The organism is Aquamicrobium soli, assembly GCF_042646345.1.
In the GTDB taxonomy this organism is placed as follows: Bacteria; Pseudomonadota; Alphaproteobacteria; order Rhizobiales; family Rhizobiaceae; genus Mesorhizobium; species Mesorhizobium soli_A.
In genome coordinates this window covers 1-14,447 of record NZ_JBHRTK010000019.1, presented here as the reverse complement: position 1 = coordinate 14,447, position 14,447 = coordinate 1, and the positions used below count along the sequence as shown (strand labels likewise).

Below are 14,447 nucleotides of genomic sequence, written 5' to 3'. Positions count from 1 at the left end.
TCTGAATGCTGGTGTTCATTGATGAGTCGGGCGATCCCGGCTTCAAGCTCAACAAAGGGTCCTCTCCCACTTTTGTGGTTTGCCTTGTTGCTTTTCAAAGCAGGGAGGGCGCCGCTTCTGCTCGGAAAGTAATTGAGAACGCGGCCAAAACACTTGACGTGAAGCCAGAGTTCAAGTTCTCCGGCAGTCGTCCCTGCATTCGCGATGCATTCTTTGAATCGGTGGCGCCGCTCGACTTCTGCGTACGCGCGATCGTTGTTCAGAAGGATCGCATTTACAGTCCCACGCTTCGGACAGAGAAGGAGAAGTTCTATAGCTTCTTCGTCAAGTCGATGCTGCGGTTCGATAATGGCTTGCTCAAGGATGCCAGGGTCATGCTCGACGGCTCTGGCGATCGATCCTTCAGAAATGAACTCAGCGGTTATCTTCGACGACACACCGAAAAGGGGGCTATCAAGAAGTTTGTTTTTGCTGACTCGCGGAGTGACAATCTCGTCCAACTGGCTGATATGTGCACAGGGGCAATTGCTCGATCTTACAGGAAAGATAGGGCAGATGCTGAGCGCTGGCGGAAAATGATCGCCGGTAAGATAGAGGATGTATGGGATTTCAAGTAGGGTGCGCCCCGCCTGCCTATCCTGACGAACGCCAAGCACGCACACCATCCGGTGACAGTTCGGCTAGGCAGGGCGACTTTTCACCGGATAAGATAGTCTATTCGCGTGAACTTTCAATCGAAAAGTGAAAGTTCGTCAACTCACTACTGGCATCAGTCGGCCGGAAACTCTCTCCAAGGCGCGAGCACAGAAGCAGAAGATCACGGGGTCATTGAGTATCATTATCAAGATGGTGACTTCATCAAGAAACTTGTTTCAATAGCATGTCAAGAGTGTCATCGTCCGTAAGGCCCTTCAACATCTCCCGGAGTTTCTCTCCTAGAGCGGGAGGCAGTGACAAGGCAGGATCCATCTTACGCCGAAGTTCACGAATTCTCTGTCGGTCTTGCTTGGTATCTGTTATTGCAGTCATATAGCGATTATATTCCTGTCGCTCTTCCTCATTTAGACGCTCAAAAGCGGCGCTTACGAATTTTCCGTTCCGTAATACGTAATTATGGGGAATGATATTGCGGATCATTCTGTACTCATCAAATACAAGCACAACGAAATAGTTCTCAGCTTCCGTCATCCTTCGTTCGATAGTAGGAGTTTCTTCATCGGCTCTAAAACGGGTCCAAGCGTCCCAGTCCACCGGATGCCAAGCATCTGAATACCACTGCAGGACGTGTATTCTTAAGTCGTGAAATGGCCATCCCGGTTGGCGTGGGGCGGGATAGGCTTCTTCAAGTATCCGAAGTGCGGCATCATTGATCTGCTTTTCCACCTTCTCCCGAATCTCCATCGGCGAGTTAACCGCTCTGTCGTAGAACTCGATCGGAATATTGATCGGTGGCCAATTTGCGAACGATTGGCCTAGACGGACGACAATCTCTGCATTCATGGACCTGCCGTTTGCGTCTGCGGCTTCTCTGATCATTTCGCGCATCCCGTCGGGCATGCGCACGATGAAGCGTTCCATCCGTTCGCTCGGAAACCGGTCGTCCTGATCATCAGCCATCGTGCACACTCCCCAAAACTCGCTTTATGCACAGATACTGCCAAATCGGAATGATGCCGACTTGACACTATAGGTGTGTCGATGCCATACCTTTTGGGTGATGCCAAGTCGGCATTACCAAAATTGGTAAACAGGAGGTAGCTTTGCGCATCGAAGAAACCCGCATGACGGTTCGGCTACCAGCCGATGCCATGCGTTTTTTGGAACAGGAGGCAAAAGCCGATTTCACGTCGAAGAACGCACAGATTGTCCGCGCCATACGCGCGGCCATGAAAGCAAAAGGCTCGGCCGAGGTTGCACCCTCGCCGAGCCATGTCACCCACCAACCCCGCTAAGGAAGGAAAGATGATGACTGAAAATAGCATGTCCGCCCCGGAAATCAACCGGCGTCGGTTTCTCGCCAACACGGCGATGGTCGGCGCCGCCGTCCCGGTCGCCGTTCCGGTGGCTGCCGCAGTTCACGATCCTCTCTTGGAGGCCATCAGCCAATACCGGGCCGGGATCAAGGCCTTTGCGGCCATCCCGGACGACGTCCTAACGAAGGAGAACGAGAGACTCTATGTAGAGGCGACTTATCTCCCCTCGTTCAAGGCTATCGCGTACGGCAACCTTGAGGCAAGCAGCATGGCGGGCGTTCGGGAGGCGATCAGGATCGCCTTGGAGGACGACGCGATAAACGACAGCCTGGCAGAGGGCGCTCTAAAATCCGCGCTCGCCTACCTGGATCGTGAGGGTGATGACGCATGATCAGCCCCGACGAAAGGTTACTCGCAGTCCTCGAGTGCGACATCCGACACCTCTATCACCTGTTGGATACCCTTTGCGAAACGCAGCTCAACGTTAGCGACCGTGAACGCTGCGATGCCCTCCTTTCGATCGCGAGGGACCGCGCCGACAAGCTCCGGCAGGACGCACACGCTGCCATATGGCGGGGAGACATAGAGCAGGCGCAGCGCATGACGGGAGGCAACCGCAATGGCTAACCTCCCCAATCGGATTGCGAACCATCGCACGGTGGAAACCACGCCAGAAACCTCCCCGATCATGGCTTTATTCGCCAAGTGGGACGCTCTGCGGGATCGCAGCGACGAGCCTGGTCTAGATGACGATGAAGTGGACCGCCGCTGTGACGAAACCGATGCGGTGATGGCGCAAATATGCAGCTTGCCTGCAACGTCGTTGCTCGACCTCGCTGCCAAGCTGTCCTGTATCACTCACTATGGCGCCTATGATGATCTAGGCGGCGATTGCCTCGGCTTCGGTTCAGCACTCATTCGAGAGGCGGCCGCGCTTTGCGGCCACCCTGAAAAGGTTGCACGCGTGCCGAGGGATCATCAGGCTGGAGGGCAGAGCCATGGCTGAAACCCTCCTTTCGCTCATCCAAGAGTACCGCGAGCAACTGGCGATCAACAACGCGACAGAATGCGATGCCGGCGATGAGGATGCTCTTGCCGAAGCAACGTACCGCCCGTCCTACAATCGTCTGTGCACGAGTCCGCCGGCCGCTACCAGTCTGGAGGAAGCCATCGCGGCGATCCGCCTGGTAGCCGACGAGGAAGCAACTTGCGGCGGTCAACCCGAACTGACAGTCAACGTCCTGCGGGCTGCGCTGACTTTCTTTGATGGAGGGCAGTGCATTGGCTGACCTTACCGTCGATCTGCTTCTGACCGCCAAGGAAGTCTCGGCCATGCTGAAAATCAGCGTGCCGACCCTCTATCGCGAAATGGATCGGGGGCATCTTCCCCGGCCTCTCAAACTCGGTTCCTGTTCCCGCTGGCCCCAATCGGAAATCCTCGCTGCCCTCAAGGCAGCGGCGGAAAGGCGGGCCGCATGAGCGCGATCGACGACGCCATGAACGCCGAGCAGGAGCGCGCTTTCCTCGAATGGCGCGACCTGCGGGCTAAAGCCGAGAAGACAGGTGACAAGGCCGACGCCCATGCCGCTGGTAAGGCATTTGGTGCGTTCTTCTATACCTACGTCGCAAACACCTACCGCCCCTCGCCGAACACGGGGCACCGGCCTTGAGCACTGCGCAGTCGACTATCCCCGACGAGGCCTATGTGCCGGAGATCGAGCAGGACGTGCTTGGCACGCTCCTGTTTGGCGGCGACTTCCGCAAGGTGATGTCCTTCCTGAGGGAAGAACATTTCGTCGCCGACGTTCACCGTCTGCTGTTCCATGCGATCCGCGCCGCGCATGACCAGTATGGTGCGACCTCCATGCCGATCGTCTCCCGGCTCCTACCGGCCGACGCCAACATTCTGTTCAGTCAGAAAGTTGAGCAGTCACCAATGGAGTACATGGCCTGGCTGGCGTCCAAGGTCTTCACCGGCCCGGCTGCCCTTGAGCGTGGGGGCAAGGCCGTTGTCTCTCAATGGGCGAGGCTGAAAACCGCTGAGGTCGGCAAGATGCTGCGCGACACGGCCCACGACGCTGCATCCGATACCAAGGCGACCATCCAGGCGGTCGCCGCGGACCTCGATGCGATCGCGTCGGAGCTTCGGTCAACTGGTAACCGGAAGTCGCGCGTCACCCTCGCGCAGGCGGCAGAAAGCGCGTTCCTCGAAATAGAGGAAGCCCAAAGGCGAGGGCACGGGCTGACGGGTATCACCTATGGCCTGACAGACGTGAACCGGGCAACTGGTGGCATCCAGCGCGGCGAAATGACCGTGGTCGGGGCCCGGCCGAGTATGGGCAAGACAGCAACTGGCCTGTCCATCGCAATCAGCACCGCGCGAAGCGGCGTCGGCACTGGTTTCATTTCCCTGGAAATGGGTTCGAACCGGCTCGCCATGCGGGCGCTGACCGACATCGCCTACGACAGAGGGGTGAAGATTGCCTACAGCAATCTGATCACCGGGCGCGTCGAGCCCCGCGAGCTTGAAACGCTGAGGGTCGCTAGCGAGGACATCGCCAGGATACCTCTGTGGATCGAGGAACAGCCCGGCCTTTCCATGTCGGACGTGCGCGTCAAGACCGAGCGCATGATGGAGGAAGCCGAGGCTCGGGGTACGCCGCTGGGCGTTCTGTTCGTCGACTATCTCCAGCTCATCCGCCCATCTTCCCGGTACAGCGGAAACCGCAACAACGAGATCACTGAAATCTCTGGCGGGCTCAAGGACATGGCCCGAGAGTTCAACATCGGCATGGTTGCGCTGTCGCAGCTCAGTCGAAACATCGAAAGCCGACCGATCCACGAGCGGCGCCCGGTCATGTCCGACCTCCGCGACAGCGGCGCGATCGAACAGGATGCGGACACGATCGTCTTCCTGTTTCGCGAGGCCTACTACCTCGAAAAGGAGAAGGCCAAGGACGCTGACGACGAGGTCGAGCGCTCCCAGCGCCTGATCGACTGCCAGAACAAGCTTGAGTTCATCATCGGCAAGCAACGCAACGGCCCGGTCAAGACCATCGACCTGTTCATCGACATCGCCTGTTCTGCAGTTCGAAACGCGGCGAGGTACTGATGTCGCACAGCCAATTGAAAGTCAGGAATTGGGAGCAGTTCCAGCATTACAAGGACCGCAACCCGCCGTGGATCAAGCTGCATTTTGCCCTGCTTGCTAGCGAAGATTGGGTGACGCTAGACGATGCTAGCAAGCTGCTAGCAGTTGTTTGCATGCTCGTCGCATCCAGGAATAACGGCTTTGTGCCGAACAACCCCGCCTATCTCAAGCGGGTTGCCTACCTTGATAGGCTCCCAAAACTTAAACCATTGATAGAATGTGGTTTTCTCGAAATTCCGCAAGCGGACGCTAGCACGATGCAAGCGCCTGCTAGCGCTGCGCAAGCGGATGCTAGACCAGAGACAGAGACAGATACAGAACAGAAAGATTCTTTGTCCGAAACGAGTTCGGACAATCCGCCCAAGCCGAAGAAAAAGACGGCCTACCCGGACGCCTTCGAGGCCTTCTGGAAGGCGTACCCTCGAACGCCGAACATGTCGAAGCTGGAAGCGTTCCAGGCGTGGCAAAAACTCGACGATAACGACCGTGCCTTGGCACAGGCGGCGATAGCCCCCTTCAAGGCGTTCCTTCGAACGAAACCCGATCTGGAAATCCAGCACGCCTGCCGGTTCATCAGCAAGCGCCGCTTCGAGGGTTTCGTCACGGACAATCGGGAGCTGACCGACGAACAGTGGCAAAAGCGGCTGGCCTACAGCCGGCGCGAGGCCAAGTGGTCGGCCAAGGATTGGGGGCCAGTTCCCGGCCAGCCTGGATGCATCGTTCCCTCTCACCTCCTGCAACAAGGCGACGGCCACGGCTGGCGCGAACCGGAGTTAGCAGCATGACGAAAAAGGCGCGAAAAGACCGGCCACCACGGGCGTTTGAAGACGCCATTCTGACGTTCGTGTCCGAGACTGGCAAAGCTCAGAGCGAACTCACCAGAGCGATGTTGCGCCTTCCTGTCTGCGATTGGATAGCGGCAAAAAAGTACCTGACCAGGTGGATTGAGATCGGTTCATCGGGCGCCAAGGTTTTCCAGCAAGTCATCGACGCGGTCGACTACGAGATTTCCCGCGCTGACGGAGAGCGCAAATGACCCTGCGCCATGTCTATCCGATCAACATCAGCGACTTGAGGCCGACGCCGCCGGCTACCGGCGAACCGATCTTCGAAACGGTCGATCCGACAACGCTGTTTGTGGATCCCTCCTACCAGCGGGACATCGGCGAGCGCGGCATCCGCCAAATCAGGAAAATGATCGAGCATTGGGACTGGTCGAAGTTCCGGGCACCTGTCTGCGCCTATGCCGAATCCGAGGACGGTTCGACCGCCTTGAAGGTGATCGACGGGCAGCACACCTGCATCGCCGCCGCCAGCCATCCCAGCATTCACCGCATCCCGGTCCAGATCGTCGAGGCGCCCGACCAGACGGCGCAGGCGTCGGCCTTCATCGGGCAGAACGTCGACCGGCTTGGCGTCACCAAGCTTCAACTTCATCAAGCCGCGCTAACGGCCGGAGAGGAACACGCCCTCGATACCCAGCATGTTTGCGACCGGGCTGGGATCAAGGTGCTGCTGACCACTCCGCACCGCTACGAGGCCGGCGACACGGTCGCAATCACGGCGATCTCGGCCTTGGTCAAGAAGCACACGGCAATGAAGGCCCGACAGATTCTCGAAGTGCTGGCCAAGGCCAACCTCGCGCCGATCAAGGACGCTCACATCAAGGCGGTCGAACTGCTGATGACCGACGAGGAATACTGCGACGCATTCGAGCCCGAGGACCTGACGAAGGAAATCGAGACGGCGGGCGCCACTGCCGAGCACGAGGCGAAAATCTTCTCGGTCGCCCACAAGGTGCCGGTCTGGAAGGCGCTGGCGGTCACCTGGTTCAAGAAAACTCGGAAGAAGCGAAAGGCATCAGCATGACCACGAAACCCGCAACATGGTTCGGCGTCTACACGGCATCCGGCAGCCTCGTCGACGTCACACCCGGCCAGTTCCATGCCCAGGAGATCGCCGACACACTCACCAAGGAAAAGCGGGCTAGGTATATCGTGGTGCCGGTCTTCATCACGGCGGTGACGCAGTCAATCGACGGCCCGCTTGGAAGCAGCGGCGGCGAAACGGTCGCAGTGTCGGCACTGCCTGACATCGAAGATGTGCTGGTGGCCTCAATATGACGCAACCAACCCCGGAAGAACGCGCCGCCGACGCCGAGGCAACGGCTGCGCTGATGATCAGTCAGCATCGCCAGTCGGAAGAACGCTACGGGCGGTTGATCGAAGAACTGGCCGACGCTGGCAAAGCGCTCGTCGACGCGATCACGTTCGACGAGAGCGGCACCATGATCGCCGGCAAGTACCAAGGCGGCAACGGTGGCCTGATATCGCGGGCGACCACCGCCAAGGCAGATCACTTCCGGCGCGTACTGGCGAAGGTAGGCCGATGAGCTCAATCGACCAAGCGACCGGAATGGTCATTTTGTTTGTGGGTCTGCCCCTTGGCTGGACCCTGATATGGGCGCTCGTTCGGTATGTGAACCGGAGGTGGCCGTGACCATCGCTGAGCGCCAGGCACGTGAGGCCTACGACCGCCAGAACCCTTGGCGGCACGTGTCGACCTTTACGCCCGACATGTGGGGCATGATCTGCGAGTTGCGCATCAATCATTATGGCGCTGCGGTCGACCAAGGCCATCGCCGGTTCTTCAATGACGGCAACGACTGGTATCAAATCGAGCCGCCAGAGAAGCTTCGGTCCTGGTCGCCCATCATCGAATGGCGGCCGACAGGAACCAGACTATCCGAGCATCGCCAGCGATCCGTGATCCGGCGCGCCGAATACGGCACCCACGAGTATCACGGTGGTCGCCTCTACCGGAAGCCCAAGCAGTACAAGCTCTATTGGAGGGCAGACGATTGAAGATCAAGGTTCCGAACTGCATGGCCGTCACGATCCAGGATCGTCGCTGGTTCGTTGTGCGGGTCAAGGGCGGAATGGCAGACAGCGTCTTCGCTGAGCTGCGCGAGGCAGGGTATGACGTCTATCTGCCACGGCGGCGCTACGACAAGCAGAACCGTCGTCTACGCGTACTGACCGAACGGTCCGAGCCGCTGATGCCGAACTATGTGTTCATTGTCCATCCTCGGCCGGAACAGGTGGCAGACGACTGGTCAGAGGTTCGCGGGATCAACGGCGTCGTCGGCCCGCTGAAGGGCGCGGTAGGTCCACTGCTGATCCCGGCCAAGGTAATCGAGGTGATGATGACGGCCGAGTTCGAGGGCGTCTATGACGAGACTAAAGCAGCAAAGCGGGCACGGGGAGAAACGGACAGAAGCAGGCTTGAAAAGCGGTTCGGGATCGGTCGGCAGTTCATTGTGACCGAGGGGCCATTCGCAACATTCCTCGCTGAGGTGGAAACGCTCACCCACGACGACCGCGTAAAGGCGCTGGTTAACATCTTCGGCCGGATGACGCCGGTTGAGTTCGAACCAGATCACCTCGAAGACCTCCCGAAAAAGAGGAAACGGAAGGTCGCCTGATAGTGCATTTCTGCACAACAAATGTTCAGTGTTGTCGAATTGACGCAAATCGCCTATATTCTGCGTCGGATGATTTGCTCGACTGTTTGGGGGCCGAACGGCAGTGCCAGCGGAGCAGGCCCAGCTCAGCCAGATGCACTGAGCGCAAGGGCGGCTTGTATCCAGAGATCAGTTTCACGGGTAGGCAAGGGCTTCGTTCCTTGCCAGCGCGCCGAGCGCGGGTAGCTCCCATTCTCGGAAGTCGTCGGTCTAGAACGGCGCGTTCCCCTGACCGCGATGCGGGACGGGCAGAGTTTCCGTTGGCAACGGGAAATGAGCGTAATCCGGATTGACCGGAAAGCAGTCGGACGCGGGGGCGGAACCCGCCGCCTCCACCACAAGTAGATAGACGACGACTGGCGGTCGGCGGATCGAGCGAGCAGATGCCGCGCGTGTCACCGAACCAGAAGCGTAAGACCGTGGCGAAGACGCGGGCTATCTGCTTTTGCTGGGGGCGAAACAGGATCGACGCCTGCGGGAAGGAAGATACGCGCTCGGGCATGGCAGGCACCCTCATCGCGGCCAAAACCAAAGGGTCAACGACAACGTTCCCCTCGCTGATCGTCGCGTAGCGGCATAAGCGGAGCCGCCCTGCGCTTGGCAACAGAAGCAGGGCACCAGTTTCCGCGAGAGCGGATAGAGATCAGGACGGACGCGGGAAATCTCGTCCCGCAACATGCACTTCCATAATGACGGCAATGTATTCGGTGCAACCGTCGCGGAAGGGGTTGGCGTGGCTCCACCGAATTCACGCTTGCCGGGGTAACGGCCGGCCCGTCCTGACAGATCGCCGTCGCAAGACGGTGTAGCGAGGCCCGCTAGGCAATTGCCGTGAGGATAAGTCATTCAAAGGCCCACCGTACGGGAGCCGCCTCGCACCTATCAGGAACGGCGAACGGACAAGGCATGGCGTTCCCCGCGATGTTCTAGAATGGACACAACGGGTAAGGCGGGCAGGAGCTTATGCTGCAGGCTCCCAGAGAACTGCAATTGCGATAGTTGTCATCGCATGAATTGACGTAGCATGCCGCCGGCCCAGGGCAGCGAATGCACATACGCCTTGTTGGCGTCACAGGATCTGACGTTTGGAGGACTGATTGCTGGGCAGAGTTTTGTGGCTCAGTTACTGGGTCGGCGGAATAGCTGATCGATCCAGAGATAACCAGAAAAGCCAAAGCCAGGCCGAATTGCGCAGTCAAAGAACGAAGCATTCTCCCCATCTCCCCCAAGGTTTGAAAACAATCAAAGGTAATCAAACGTGGCGCGCGGGGGCAAGAGAGATTGACGATGCCCTGCAAGCCACCAGTCCGCCGGGCAGAGACGACAAGGAGCTTGCGCACCACGCCGGTCACCGCTCCGGCGCTGAGGGTTTCCTTCGGCCGACAGCGAAGGCTCCTTGCGCGCCATCTCGCTATAAGTTGGGCCTGAGCGGACTGTGGCGAAAGCTTTGGCGCTCGTTTTCTGGCGCGGGTTTCAAGGGACCAGCGACCTGGCCTTCGACACGCTTTCGGTATGCTATCGCAGCCGCGTCACACTGGGCGGCCGATGGGCCGTGTATTCGGAGAATAGCCTTAGCGATACGGGTAGGTATTTCGTGCCGTGCGGAGAACGAAACAACGTCCTCCCTACTGATGTTGCGCCGACTCCCATCCATCTATCCCCCTCATTTGTCGTGGGTATGGTCGCATCCGTAACAAGTTTATGTCGGAAAAGTCGTATCTGTCCAGAAATATGGCCCGTAACGCTTACTACCAGACGACGCACTGGCGCTCGCTCAAGCAGTCCTGCCATCAACGGGACGGATGGCGCTGCACGGTACCCGGATGCCAGACGCCGACGTATCGCCTCACCTGCGACCACATCAAGCGCCGGCCGAACGTGGACCATCCGACCGCCCTGGACGTGCTGAGCAACACCCGCACCTTGTGCGGCAACCACGACGCACAGGTGAAGGAACTCGCCTCGGGCAAGCGTAGGCAGGGCGGCAAGCTCATCATCAAGGGCGCGACAGTAGACGGAACGCCGCTTGATCCGAACCACCCGTGGCGCCGGCTTGACGGGAGGGGGAGGGTCGATCCCTAAGGGGCTTCGGGGGCCTAACCGTCCGGGGCAATCGTTTGCAGTGGCAACAGTTTCAGAACAAAAAGTTGGGGCCATCCCGTAGGGATGACGTGCATGAACGTGATTGAAGGCACTGGCGCCATTGTGGTCGAGCCGGACTGGTCGAAGTTGTTCGACGACGACGTCGAGCAAGTTTCGGCGCACGAACATTGGCGGATCATAACCACCGAGATGAAGGAGCGCCAACTACTGGCACCCGCCACCGGCCATTCGATCCAGCGGCTGGTGTGCGCCTACCTGATGTTCGACCGCATGTACCGGGAAGTGGCTGAAAACGGCGTGGTGACGAAACCGCGCCGGGGCAACAGCAAGGCCATCGCCCGGATCAGCCCGTATTTCACGGCCATGCGCGAAGCCGGCTCGGATGCGGCAGCACTGGAGGCGGAGTTGGGCATATCCCCGCGCCGACGTGGCGCCGCAACGAAGGTCGACCGCAAGCAGGCCAAGCCGAGGGCAGCAGATGCCTACACCAGCCGTACCGGATGATCCGGTAACCGCCTGGGCTCGCGACGTTGTTGAGGGGCGTATCGTCTCCGGCGAACTGGCCATTCGGGCCTGCCGGCGTCACCTCGACGACATCGAGCACGGCCACAAGCGCGGGCTGACCTGGCGCCCCGACAAGGCGGCGCATGCGCTGGGGTTCTTCCCGGCCATGCTCACCGTGACGGCCGGCGCAAAGGCGGGCGAACCGTTCAACCTGCCGAGCTACACGACGTTCGTTGTCGGGTCGCTGTTCGGATGGTTTCGGGCCGATGGTCGCCTGCGGTTCCGCACCGCGTGGGTCGAAGCAGGAAAGGGGCAGATCAAATCGCCGGTAGCCGCGGCGATCGGGCTCTACAGGATGGCCTATTGCGGCATCCCGCGCGCCGAGTGCTACGCAATCGCCAAGGACCGCAACCAGGCGAACGTGCTCTTCGGCGATGCGGTCGCGATGGCCAATGCGGAAATGCCGGAACCGGCCTTCGAGGGCGAATCGCTGGTCGGCCGTGGCGATCTGATCGCGCGCGGCAAAGGCGACATGACATGGATGCTGGAGCATCCCGCTACCGGCTCTAAATTCCGTGCCCTGGCCGGCGACGAGCGAGTTAACGGCCCCCGCCCGTCCTTCGTGGCCGCCGACGAAATACATGAATGGAAGACGGACGGGCCGCTGAAAACGTGGCGGTCGGCCGGCGCCAAGATGCCCGGTGACTTCCTGCTGTGGATGTCGACGAACACGCCGGCCGCTGACCAAGTCGTGGCGACGGAATGGAGCGAACAGCATCAGCGCATCTTGCGCGGCGAGGCCGAGGACGATTCGGCGTTCGCGTTCATCGCCCGCGTTGATCCCGGCGATAAGCCGTTCGAGGACGAAAGCTGCTGGCCGAAGTCGATGCCATGCATCGGGATCACGTTCCCGATCGACAATGTCCGGATCGAGGTCAATTCCTCGAAACGGTCGGTCGGGACGCGGCTACAGACGGAAAGGCTCTACTTCGGCGTTCCCGTCGGCTCGTCGGAATACTGGATCGACCTCGACGCATGGGAAGGGGTTCAAGGTACCGCCAACCTGAAACAGGCAAAGGGGCGCAGCGTCTTCCTGTCGCTCGACCTGTCGAAGAAGAACGACCTCACCGCCCTTGGTATCGGCTGGCACGACGAAAACGAAGTGCTCCGGGCCACGGTTCGGTACTGGAAGCCGGAATACAAGCTGGCCGAACGGGCTACGGAGGATCACGCTCAGTATGTCGAGTGGGCCGCAGCAAAGCCGCCGCTGATCAACGTCGTTCCAGGCCGGTCGATCGAGTACGATTTCGTGGCGGCCGAGGTCCAGAAGATAGCCAACGACCTCGATGTCGAGGTGCTGGTGGTGGACCCGGCGTTCCTGACCGATTTTCGCCAGGCATGCGACCGGATCGGCCTCGAGACGTGGATCTACATTCCCGAGGAACAGGAATACGGCTCCGGCCTGAAAATCATGATCCATGGCCAAGGCCGGCTGGGCATGAACTCCAAGAAGGCGCTGTGGATGCCGCGCAGCCTTCAGCAGCTTGAGGACATGATCCTCACCAAGCAGATCGTCATCGACGAAAGCCCGGTGACGAAATGGTGCTCGGGCAACGCGGCGGTGCAGGCCGACGCGCAGAACAACCGCTTCTTCGTCAAGAAGGTCCAGCGCGGACGCATCGACGGCCTGGTCGTCCTAGCGATGCTCGCCGGGGCTTCCGAAGTGGTCGAGACCTACGAGGCCCCGGTTTCACCGTGGGACGATCCGAATTTCACACTGGTGGATACATGAAGATCGGTATCGAATTTAGTCGCGGTGCTAGCGAGGCGCGATCGGCCAGCATTGAGAACCCGACGGTTCCAGTGTCGCAGTCCACAGAGTTCATGGCCTTTTTCGGCCTTTCCTCTGTGAAGCTGCCTCACGTGTCGGTCGCGAGCGCCTTGACGGTGCCGGCGGTGCTTTCGGCGGTGGCGTTTCTGTCTCGCACCATGGCGACGTTGCCATTGCATGCCTACCGCGACACCGACAAGGGCGCGGTCCGTCTTACGGGAAAGACGGCTGTCACGATCCACGATGCGCCGAATGACCTCATGGGGTCGTTCAAATTCCGGCAATGGTTCTGGCAGCAGGTCTTTACCGGTGGGCGTGGTCTTGCCTGGATTGAGCGCAACGGGTCCGTGATCGAGGCGCTGTGGCCGATGGACCCGCGCAAAACGACTGTCAAACGCGTCGGCTTCGATCTGGTCTACCATTTCGATGGCAAGACCTATCCGGCCGCCGATGTGATTGACGTGCCGTTTATGCTCAACGAGGACCAGATCACGCATCGCGGGCCCATCATGCTGGCGGCGAAGGCAATCCAGCTCGCGCTCGCCATGAACGACTACGGCAGCAACTTCTTCGCCGGTGGCGGCGTTCCGCCCCTGGCCCTGGAGGGGCCGGTTCCGTCCGCAAAAGGCGGTCTGGAGCGGGCGATGGCCGATGTCAGCCGCGTGATCGACGCCGCGAAACGCACCGACAAACCGATATTTCCGCTGCCGCCCAACCATAAACTGTCGCCGGTTGGCTTTGATCCCGCCAAGGGGCAGATGGTTGAGGCGAGGTTGTTCCAGATTCAGGAGATTGCCCGAGCATATCAGATGCCGCCGGCTTTCCTGCAGGACCTTAGCAAGGGGACGTTTTCCAACGTCGAGCAGCAGGATCTTCATCTGGTCAAGCACCTGATCGGCCAGTGGGCGAAGGCCTTCGAAGACGAGGCCAATCTGAAGCTGTTCGGGCGCGGCAGGTCTGGCCGCTATGTCGAACACAACCTCGACGGTCTCCAACGCGGCGACTTCAAGAGCAGGATCGAGGGCATCGCCCGCGCGATCCAGACGGCGCAGATCACGCCAAACGAAGCCCGCGCCCTGGAGAACAGGCCGAAGCACGGGAATCCGGATGCCGACGAGTTGCTGGTGCAGGGTGCGACTATCGTGCTCGGCAAGCAGCCGTTGAAGCCTGCCCCGGCTGAGCCGAAAACCGAAAATGGAGATGGCAATGAGCCACAAGCCTGAGGGCGCCGAAAAGCGCTCGCTTGTCCGGCCGGTCGAGTATCGTGCCGACGCCGCCGGCAAGATGACCGTGACGGGTTATGCCGCCGTGTTCGGCGAGGTTGCAGATATTGGCGGTTGGTTCAGTGAGGTCGTGGCGCGC

The 14,447-nt window shown here is 59.9% G+C and carries 20 protein-coding genes and 1 other RNA gene; 20 read left to right on the top strand and 1 reads right to left on the bottom strand.

The features are described from left to right. Positions 1–5: 5 nt before the first annotated feature. Positions 6–617: a DUF3800 domain-containing protein gene (locus ACFOHJ_RS18420; RefSeq protein ID WP_378223165.1), complete on the top strand. Its 612-nt coding sequence runs from the start codon at positions 6–8 to the stop codon at positions 615–617. Positions 618–858: 241 nt separating this feature from the next. Here the strand turns inward: ACFOHJ_RS18420 and ACFOHJ_RS18415 are convergent, their stop codons facing one another. After that, complete coding sequence (locus ACFOHJ_RS18415; protein WP_378223163.1) at positions 859–1,617, bottom strand: Arc family DNA-binding protein; 759 nt, start codon at positions 1,615–1,617, stop codon at positions 859–861. A gap of 143 nt (positions 1,618–1,760) precedes the next feature. Here ACFOHJ_RS18415 and ACFOHJ_RS18410 point away from each other — a divergent pair, with 143 nt between their 5' ends. From ACFOHJ_RS18410 to ACFOHJ_RS18320, 19 genes are all read left to right on the top strand, one after another. Beyond that, the gene (locus ACFOHJ_RS18410; protein ID WP_378223160.1) at positions 1,761–1,952 is read left to right on the top strand and encodes a hypothetical protein; all 192 of its coding nucleotides are present in this window, start codon (positions 1,761–1,763) and stop codon (positions 1,950–1,952) included. A gap of 10 nt (positions 1,953–1,962) precedes the next feature. Further along, the gene (locus ACFOHJ_RS18405; protein WP_378223158.1) at positions 1,963–2,364 is read left to right on the top strand and encodes a twin-arginine translocation signal domain-containing protein; all 402 of its coding nucleotides are present in this window, start codon (positions 1,963–1,965) and stop codon (positions 2,362–2,364) included. A 228-nt stretch (positions 2,365–2,592) separates the two neighbouring features. Beyond that, the gene (locus ACFOHJ_RS18400) at positions 2,593–2,979 is read left to right on the top strand and encodes a hypothetical protein (protein ID WP_378223155.1); all 387 of its coding nucleotides are present in this window, start codon (positions 2,593–2,595) and stop codon (positions 2,977–2,979) included. Continuing rightward, positions 2,972–3,262 (top strand): hypothetical protein, encoded by a 291-nt coding sequence (locus tag ACFOHJ_RS18395; RefSeq protein ID WP_378223154.1) that lies wholly within the window; start codon positions 2,972–2,974, stop codon positions 3,260–3,262. The genes ACFOHJ_RS18400 and ACFOHJ_RS18395 overlap by 8 nt, the downstream gene beginning before the upstream one ends. Further along, positions 3,255–3,452 carry a helix-turn-helix transcriptional regulator gene (locus ACFOHJ_RS18390; RefSeq protein WP_378223151.1) on the top strand — a complete coding sequence of 66 codons (198 nt, stop codon included), beginning with the start codon at positions 3,255–3,257 and terminating at the stop codon, positions 3,450–3,452. The genes ACFOHJ_RS18395 and ACFOHJ_RS18390 overlap by 8 nt, the downstream gene beginning before the upstream one ends. Then, positions 3,449–3,643, top strand: a complete 195-nt coding sequence (locus tag ACFOHJ_RS18385) for a hypothetical protein (RefSeq protein WP_378223149.1) — start codon at positions 3,449–3,451, stop codon at positions 3,641–3,643. Before ACFOHJ_RS18390 ends, ACFOHJ_RS18385 begins: the two co-directional genes overlap by 4 nt. A gap of 35 nt (positions 3,644–3,678) precedes the next feature. Continuing rightward, positions 3,679–5,085: a replicative DNA helicase gene (locus ACFOHJ_RS18380; RefSeq protein ID WP_378223148.1), complete on the top strand. Its 1,407-nt coding sequence runs from the start codon at positions 3,679–3,681 to the stop codon at positions 5,083–5,085. After that, positions 5,085–5,909 carry a hypothetical protein gene (locus tag ACFOHJ_RS18375; RefSeq protein WP_378223145.1) on the top strand — a complete coding sequence of 275 codons (825 nt, stop codon included), beginning with the start codon at positions 5,085–5,087 and terminating at the stop codon, positions 5,907–5,909. Before ACFOHJ_RS18380 ends, ACFOHJ_RS18375 begins: the two co-directional genes overlap by 1 nt. Further along, positions 5,906–6,160: a hypothetical protein gene (locus ACFOHJ_RS18370; RefSeq protein WP_378223143.1), complete on the top strand. Its 255-nt coding sequence runs from the start codon at positions 5,906–5,908 to the stop codon at positions 6,158–6,160. The genes ACFOHJ_RS18375 and ACFOHJ_RS18370 overlap by 4 nt, the downstream gene beginning before the upstream one ends. Beyond that, positions 6,157–6,993 (top strand): hypothetical protein, encoded by an 837-nt coding sequence (locus tag ACFOHJ_RS18365; protein ID WP_378223142.1) that lies wholly within the window; start codon positions 6,157–6,159, stop codon positions 6,991–6,993. The genes ACFOHJ_RS18370 and ACFOHJ_RS18365 overlap by 4 nt, the downstream gene beginning before the upstream one ends. After that, positions 6,990–7,247: a hypothetical protein gene (locus ACFOHJ_RS18360; RefSeq protein ID WP_378223140.1), complete on the top strand. Its 258-nt coding sequence runs from the start codon at positions 6,990–6,992 to the stop codon at positions 7,245–7,247. Before ACFOHJ_RS18365 ends, ACFOHJ_RS18360 begins: the two co-directional genes overlap by 4 nt. Then, entirely contained in the window at positions 7,244–7,516 is a 273-nt protein-coding gene (locus ACFOHJ_RS18355) for a hypothetical protein (RefSeq protein WP_378223138.1), read from the top strand. Before ACFOHJ_RS18360 ends, ACFOHJ_RS18355 begins: the two co-directional genes overlap by 4 nt. A 103-nt stretch (positions 7,517–7,619) precedes the next feature. Beyond that, a complete protein-coding gene (locus ACFOHJ_RS18350; RefSeq protein ID WP_378223136.1) occupies positions 7,620–7,988 on the top strand; it encodes a hypothetical protein in 369 nt (122 codons plus the stop codon). After that, on the top strand, positions 7,985–8,608 hold the full coding sequence (gene nusG, locus ACFOHJ_RS18345; RefSeq protein WP_378223133.1) for a transcription termination/antitermination protein NusG: 624 nt from the start codon (positions 7,985–7,987) through the stop codon (positions 8,606–8,608). The genes ACFOHJ_RS18350 and nusG overlap by 4 nt, the downstream gene beginning before the upstream one ends. A 294-nt stretch (positions 8,609–8,902) precedes the next feature. Beyond that, positions 8,903–9,231: a transfer-messenger RNA gene (ssrA, locus tag ACFOHJ_RS18340) on the top strand. Between the two features lie 1,147 nt (positions 9,232–10,378). Then, entirely contained in the window at positions 10,379–10,729 is a 351-nt protein-coding gene (locus ACFOHJ_RS18335; RefSeq protein ID WP_378223130.1) for a hypothetical protein, read from the top strand. A gap of 93 nt (positions 10,730–10,822) precedes the next feature. Next, complete coding sequence (locus ACFOHJ_RS18330) at positions 10,823–11,254, top strand: P27 family phage terminase small subunit (protein ID WP_378223127.1); 432 nt, start codon at positions 10,823–10,825, stop codon at positions 11,252–11,254. Continuing rightward, complete coding sequence (locus tag ACFOHJ_RS18325; RefSeq protein ID WP_378223125.1) at positions 11,229–13,046, top strand: terminase large subunit; 1,818 nt, start codon at positions 11,229–11,231, stop codon at positions 13,044–13,046. Before ACFOHJ_RS18330 ends, ACFOHJ_RS18325 begins: the two co-directional genes overlap by 26 nt. Beyond that, a complete protein-coding gene (locus tag ACFOHJ_RS18320; RefSeq protein WP_378223122.1) occupies positions 13,043–14,308 on the top strand; it encodes a phage portal protein in 1,266 nt (421 codons plus the stop codon). The genes ACFOHJ_RS18325 and ACFOHJ_RS18320 overlap by 4 nt, the downstream gene beginning before the upstream one ends. Positions 14,309–14,447 lie beyond the last annotated feature (139 nt).

Excerpts from the sequence above, each read along its gene's own strand:
- ACFOHJ_RS18375 (WP_378223145.1), top strand. The coding sequence starts at position 5,085 with ATGTCGCACAGCCAATTGAAAGTCAGGAATTGGGAGCAGTTCCAGCAT.
- ACFOHJ_RS18365 (WP_378223142.1), top strand. The coding sequence starts at position 6,157 with ATGACCCTGCGCCATGTCTATCCGATCAACATCAGCGACTTGAGGCCG.
- ACFOHJ_RS18395 (WP_378223154.1), top strand. The coding sequence starts at position 2,972 with ATGGCTGAAACCCTCCTTTCGCTCATCCAAGAGTACCGCGAGCAACTG.
- ACFOHJ_RS18335 (WP_378223130.1), top strand. The coding sequence starts at position 10,379 with ATGGCCCGTAACGCTTACTACCAGACGACGCACTGGCGCTCGCTCAAG.
- ACFOHJ_RS18355 (WP_378223138.1), top strand. The coding sequence starts at position 7,244 with ATGACGCAACCAACCCCGGAAGAACGCGCCGCCGACGCCGAGGCAACG.
- ACFOHJ_RS18420 (WP_378223165.1), top strand. The coding sequence starts at position 6 with ATGCTGGTGTTCATTGATGAGTCGGGCGATCCCGGCTTCAAGCTCAAC.
- ACFOHJ_RS18400 (WP_378223155.1), top strand. The coding sequence starts at position 2,593 with ATGGCTAACCTCCCCAATCGGATTGCGAACCATCGCACGGTGGAAACC.
- ACFOHJ_RS18360 (WP_378223140.1), top strand. The coding sequence starts at position 6,990 with ATGACCACGAAACCCGCAACATGGTTCGGCGTCTACACGGCATCCGGC.
- ACFOHJ_RS18320 (WP_378223122.1), top strand. The coding sequence starts at position 13,043 with ATGAAGATCGGTATCGAATTTAGTCGCGGTGCTAGCGAGGCGCGATCG.
- ACFOHJ_RS18405 (WP_378223158.1), top strand. The coding sequence starts at position 1,963 with ATGATGACTGAAAATAGCATGTCCGCCCCGGAAATCAACCGGCGTCGG.
- ACFOHJ_RS18370 (WP_378223143.1), top strand. The coding sequence starts at position 5,906 with ATGACGAAAAAGGCGCGAAAAGACCGGCCACCACGGGCGTTTGAAGAC.
- ACFOHJ_RS18325 (WP_378223125.1), top strand. The coding sequence starts at position 11,229 with ATGCCTACACCAGCCGTACCGGATGATCCGGTAACCGCCTGGGCTCGC.
- ACFOHJ_RS18385 (WP_378223149.1), top strand. The coding sequence starts at position 3,449 with ATGAGCGCGATCGACGACGCCATGAACGCCGAGCAGGAGCGCGCTTTC.
- ACFOHJ_RS18330 (WP_378223127.1), top strand. The coding sequence starts at position 10,823 with ATGAACGTGATTGAAGGCACTGGCGCCATTGTGGTCGAGCCGGACTGG.
- ACFOHJ_RS18415 (WP_378223163.1), bottom strand. The coding sequence starts at position 1,617 with ATGGCTGATGATCAGGACGACCGGTTTCCGAGCGAACGGATGGAACGC.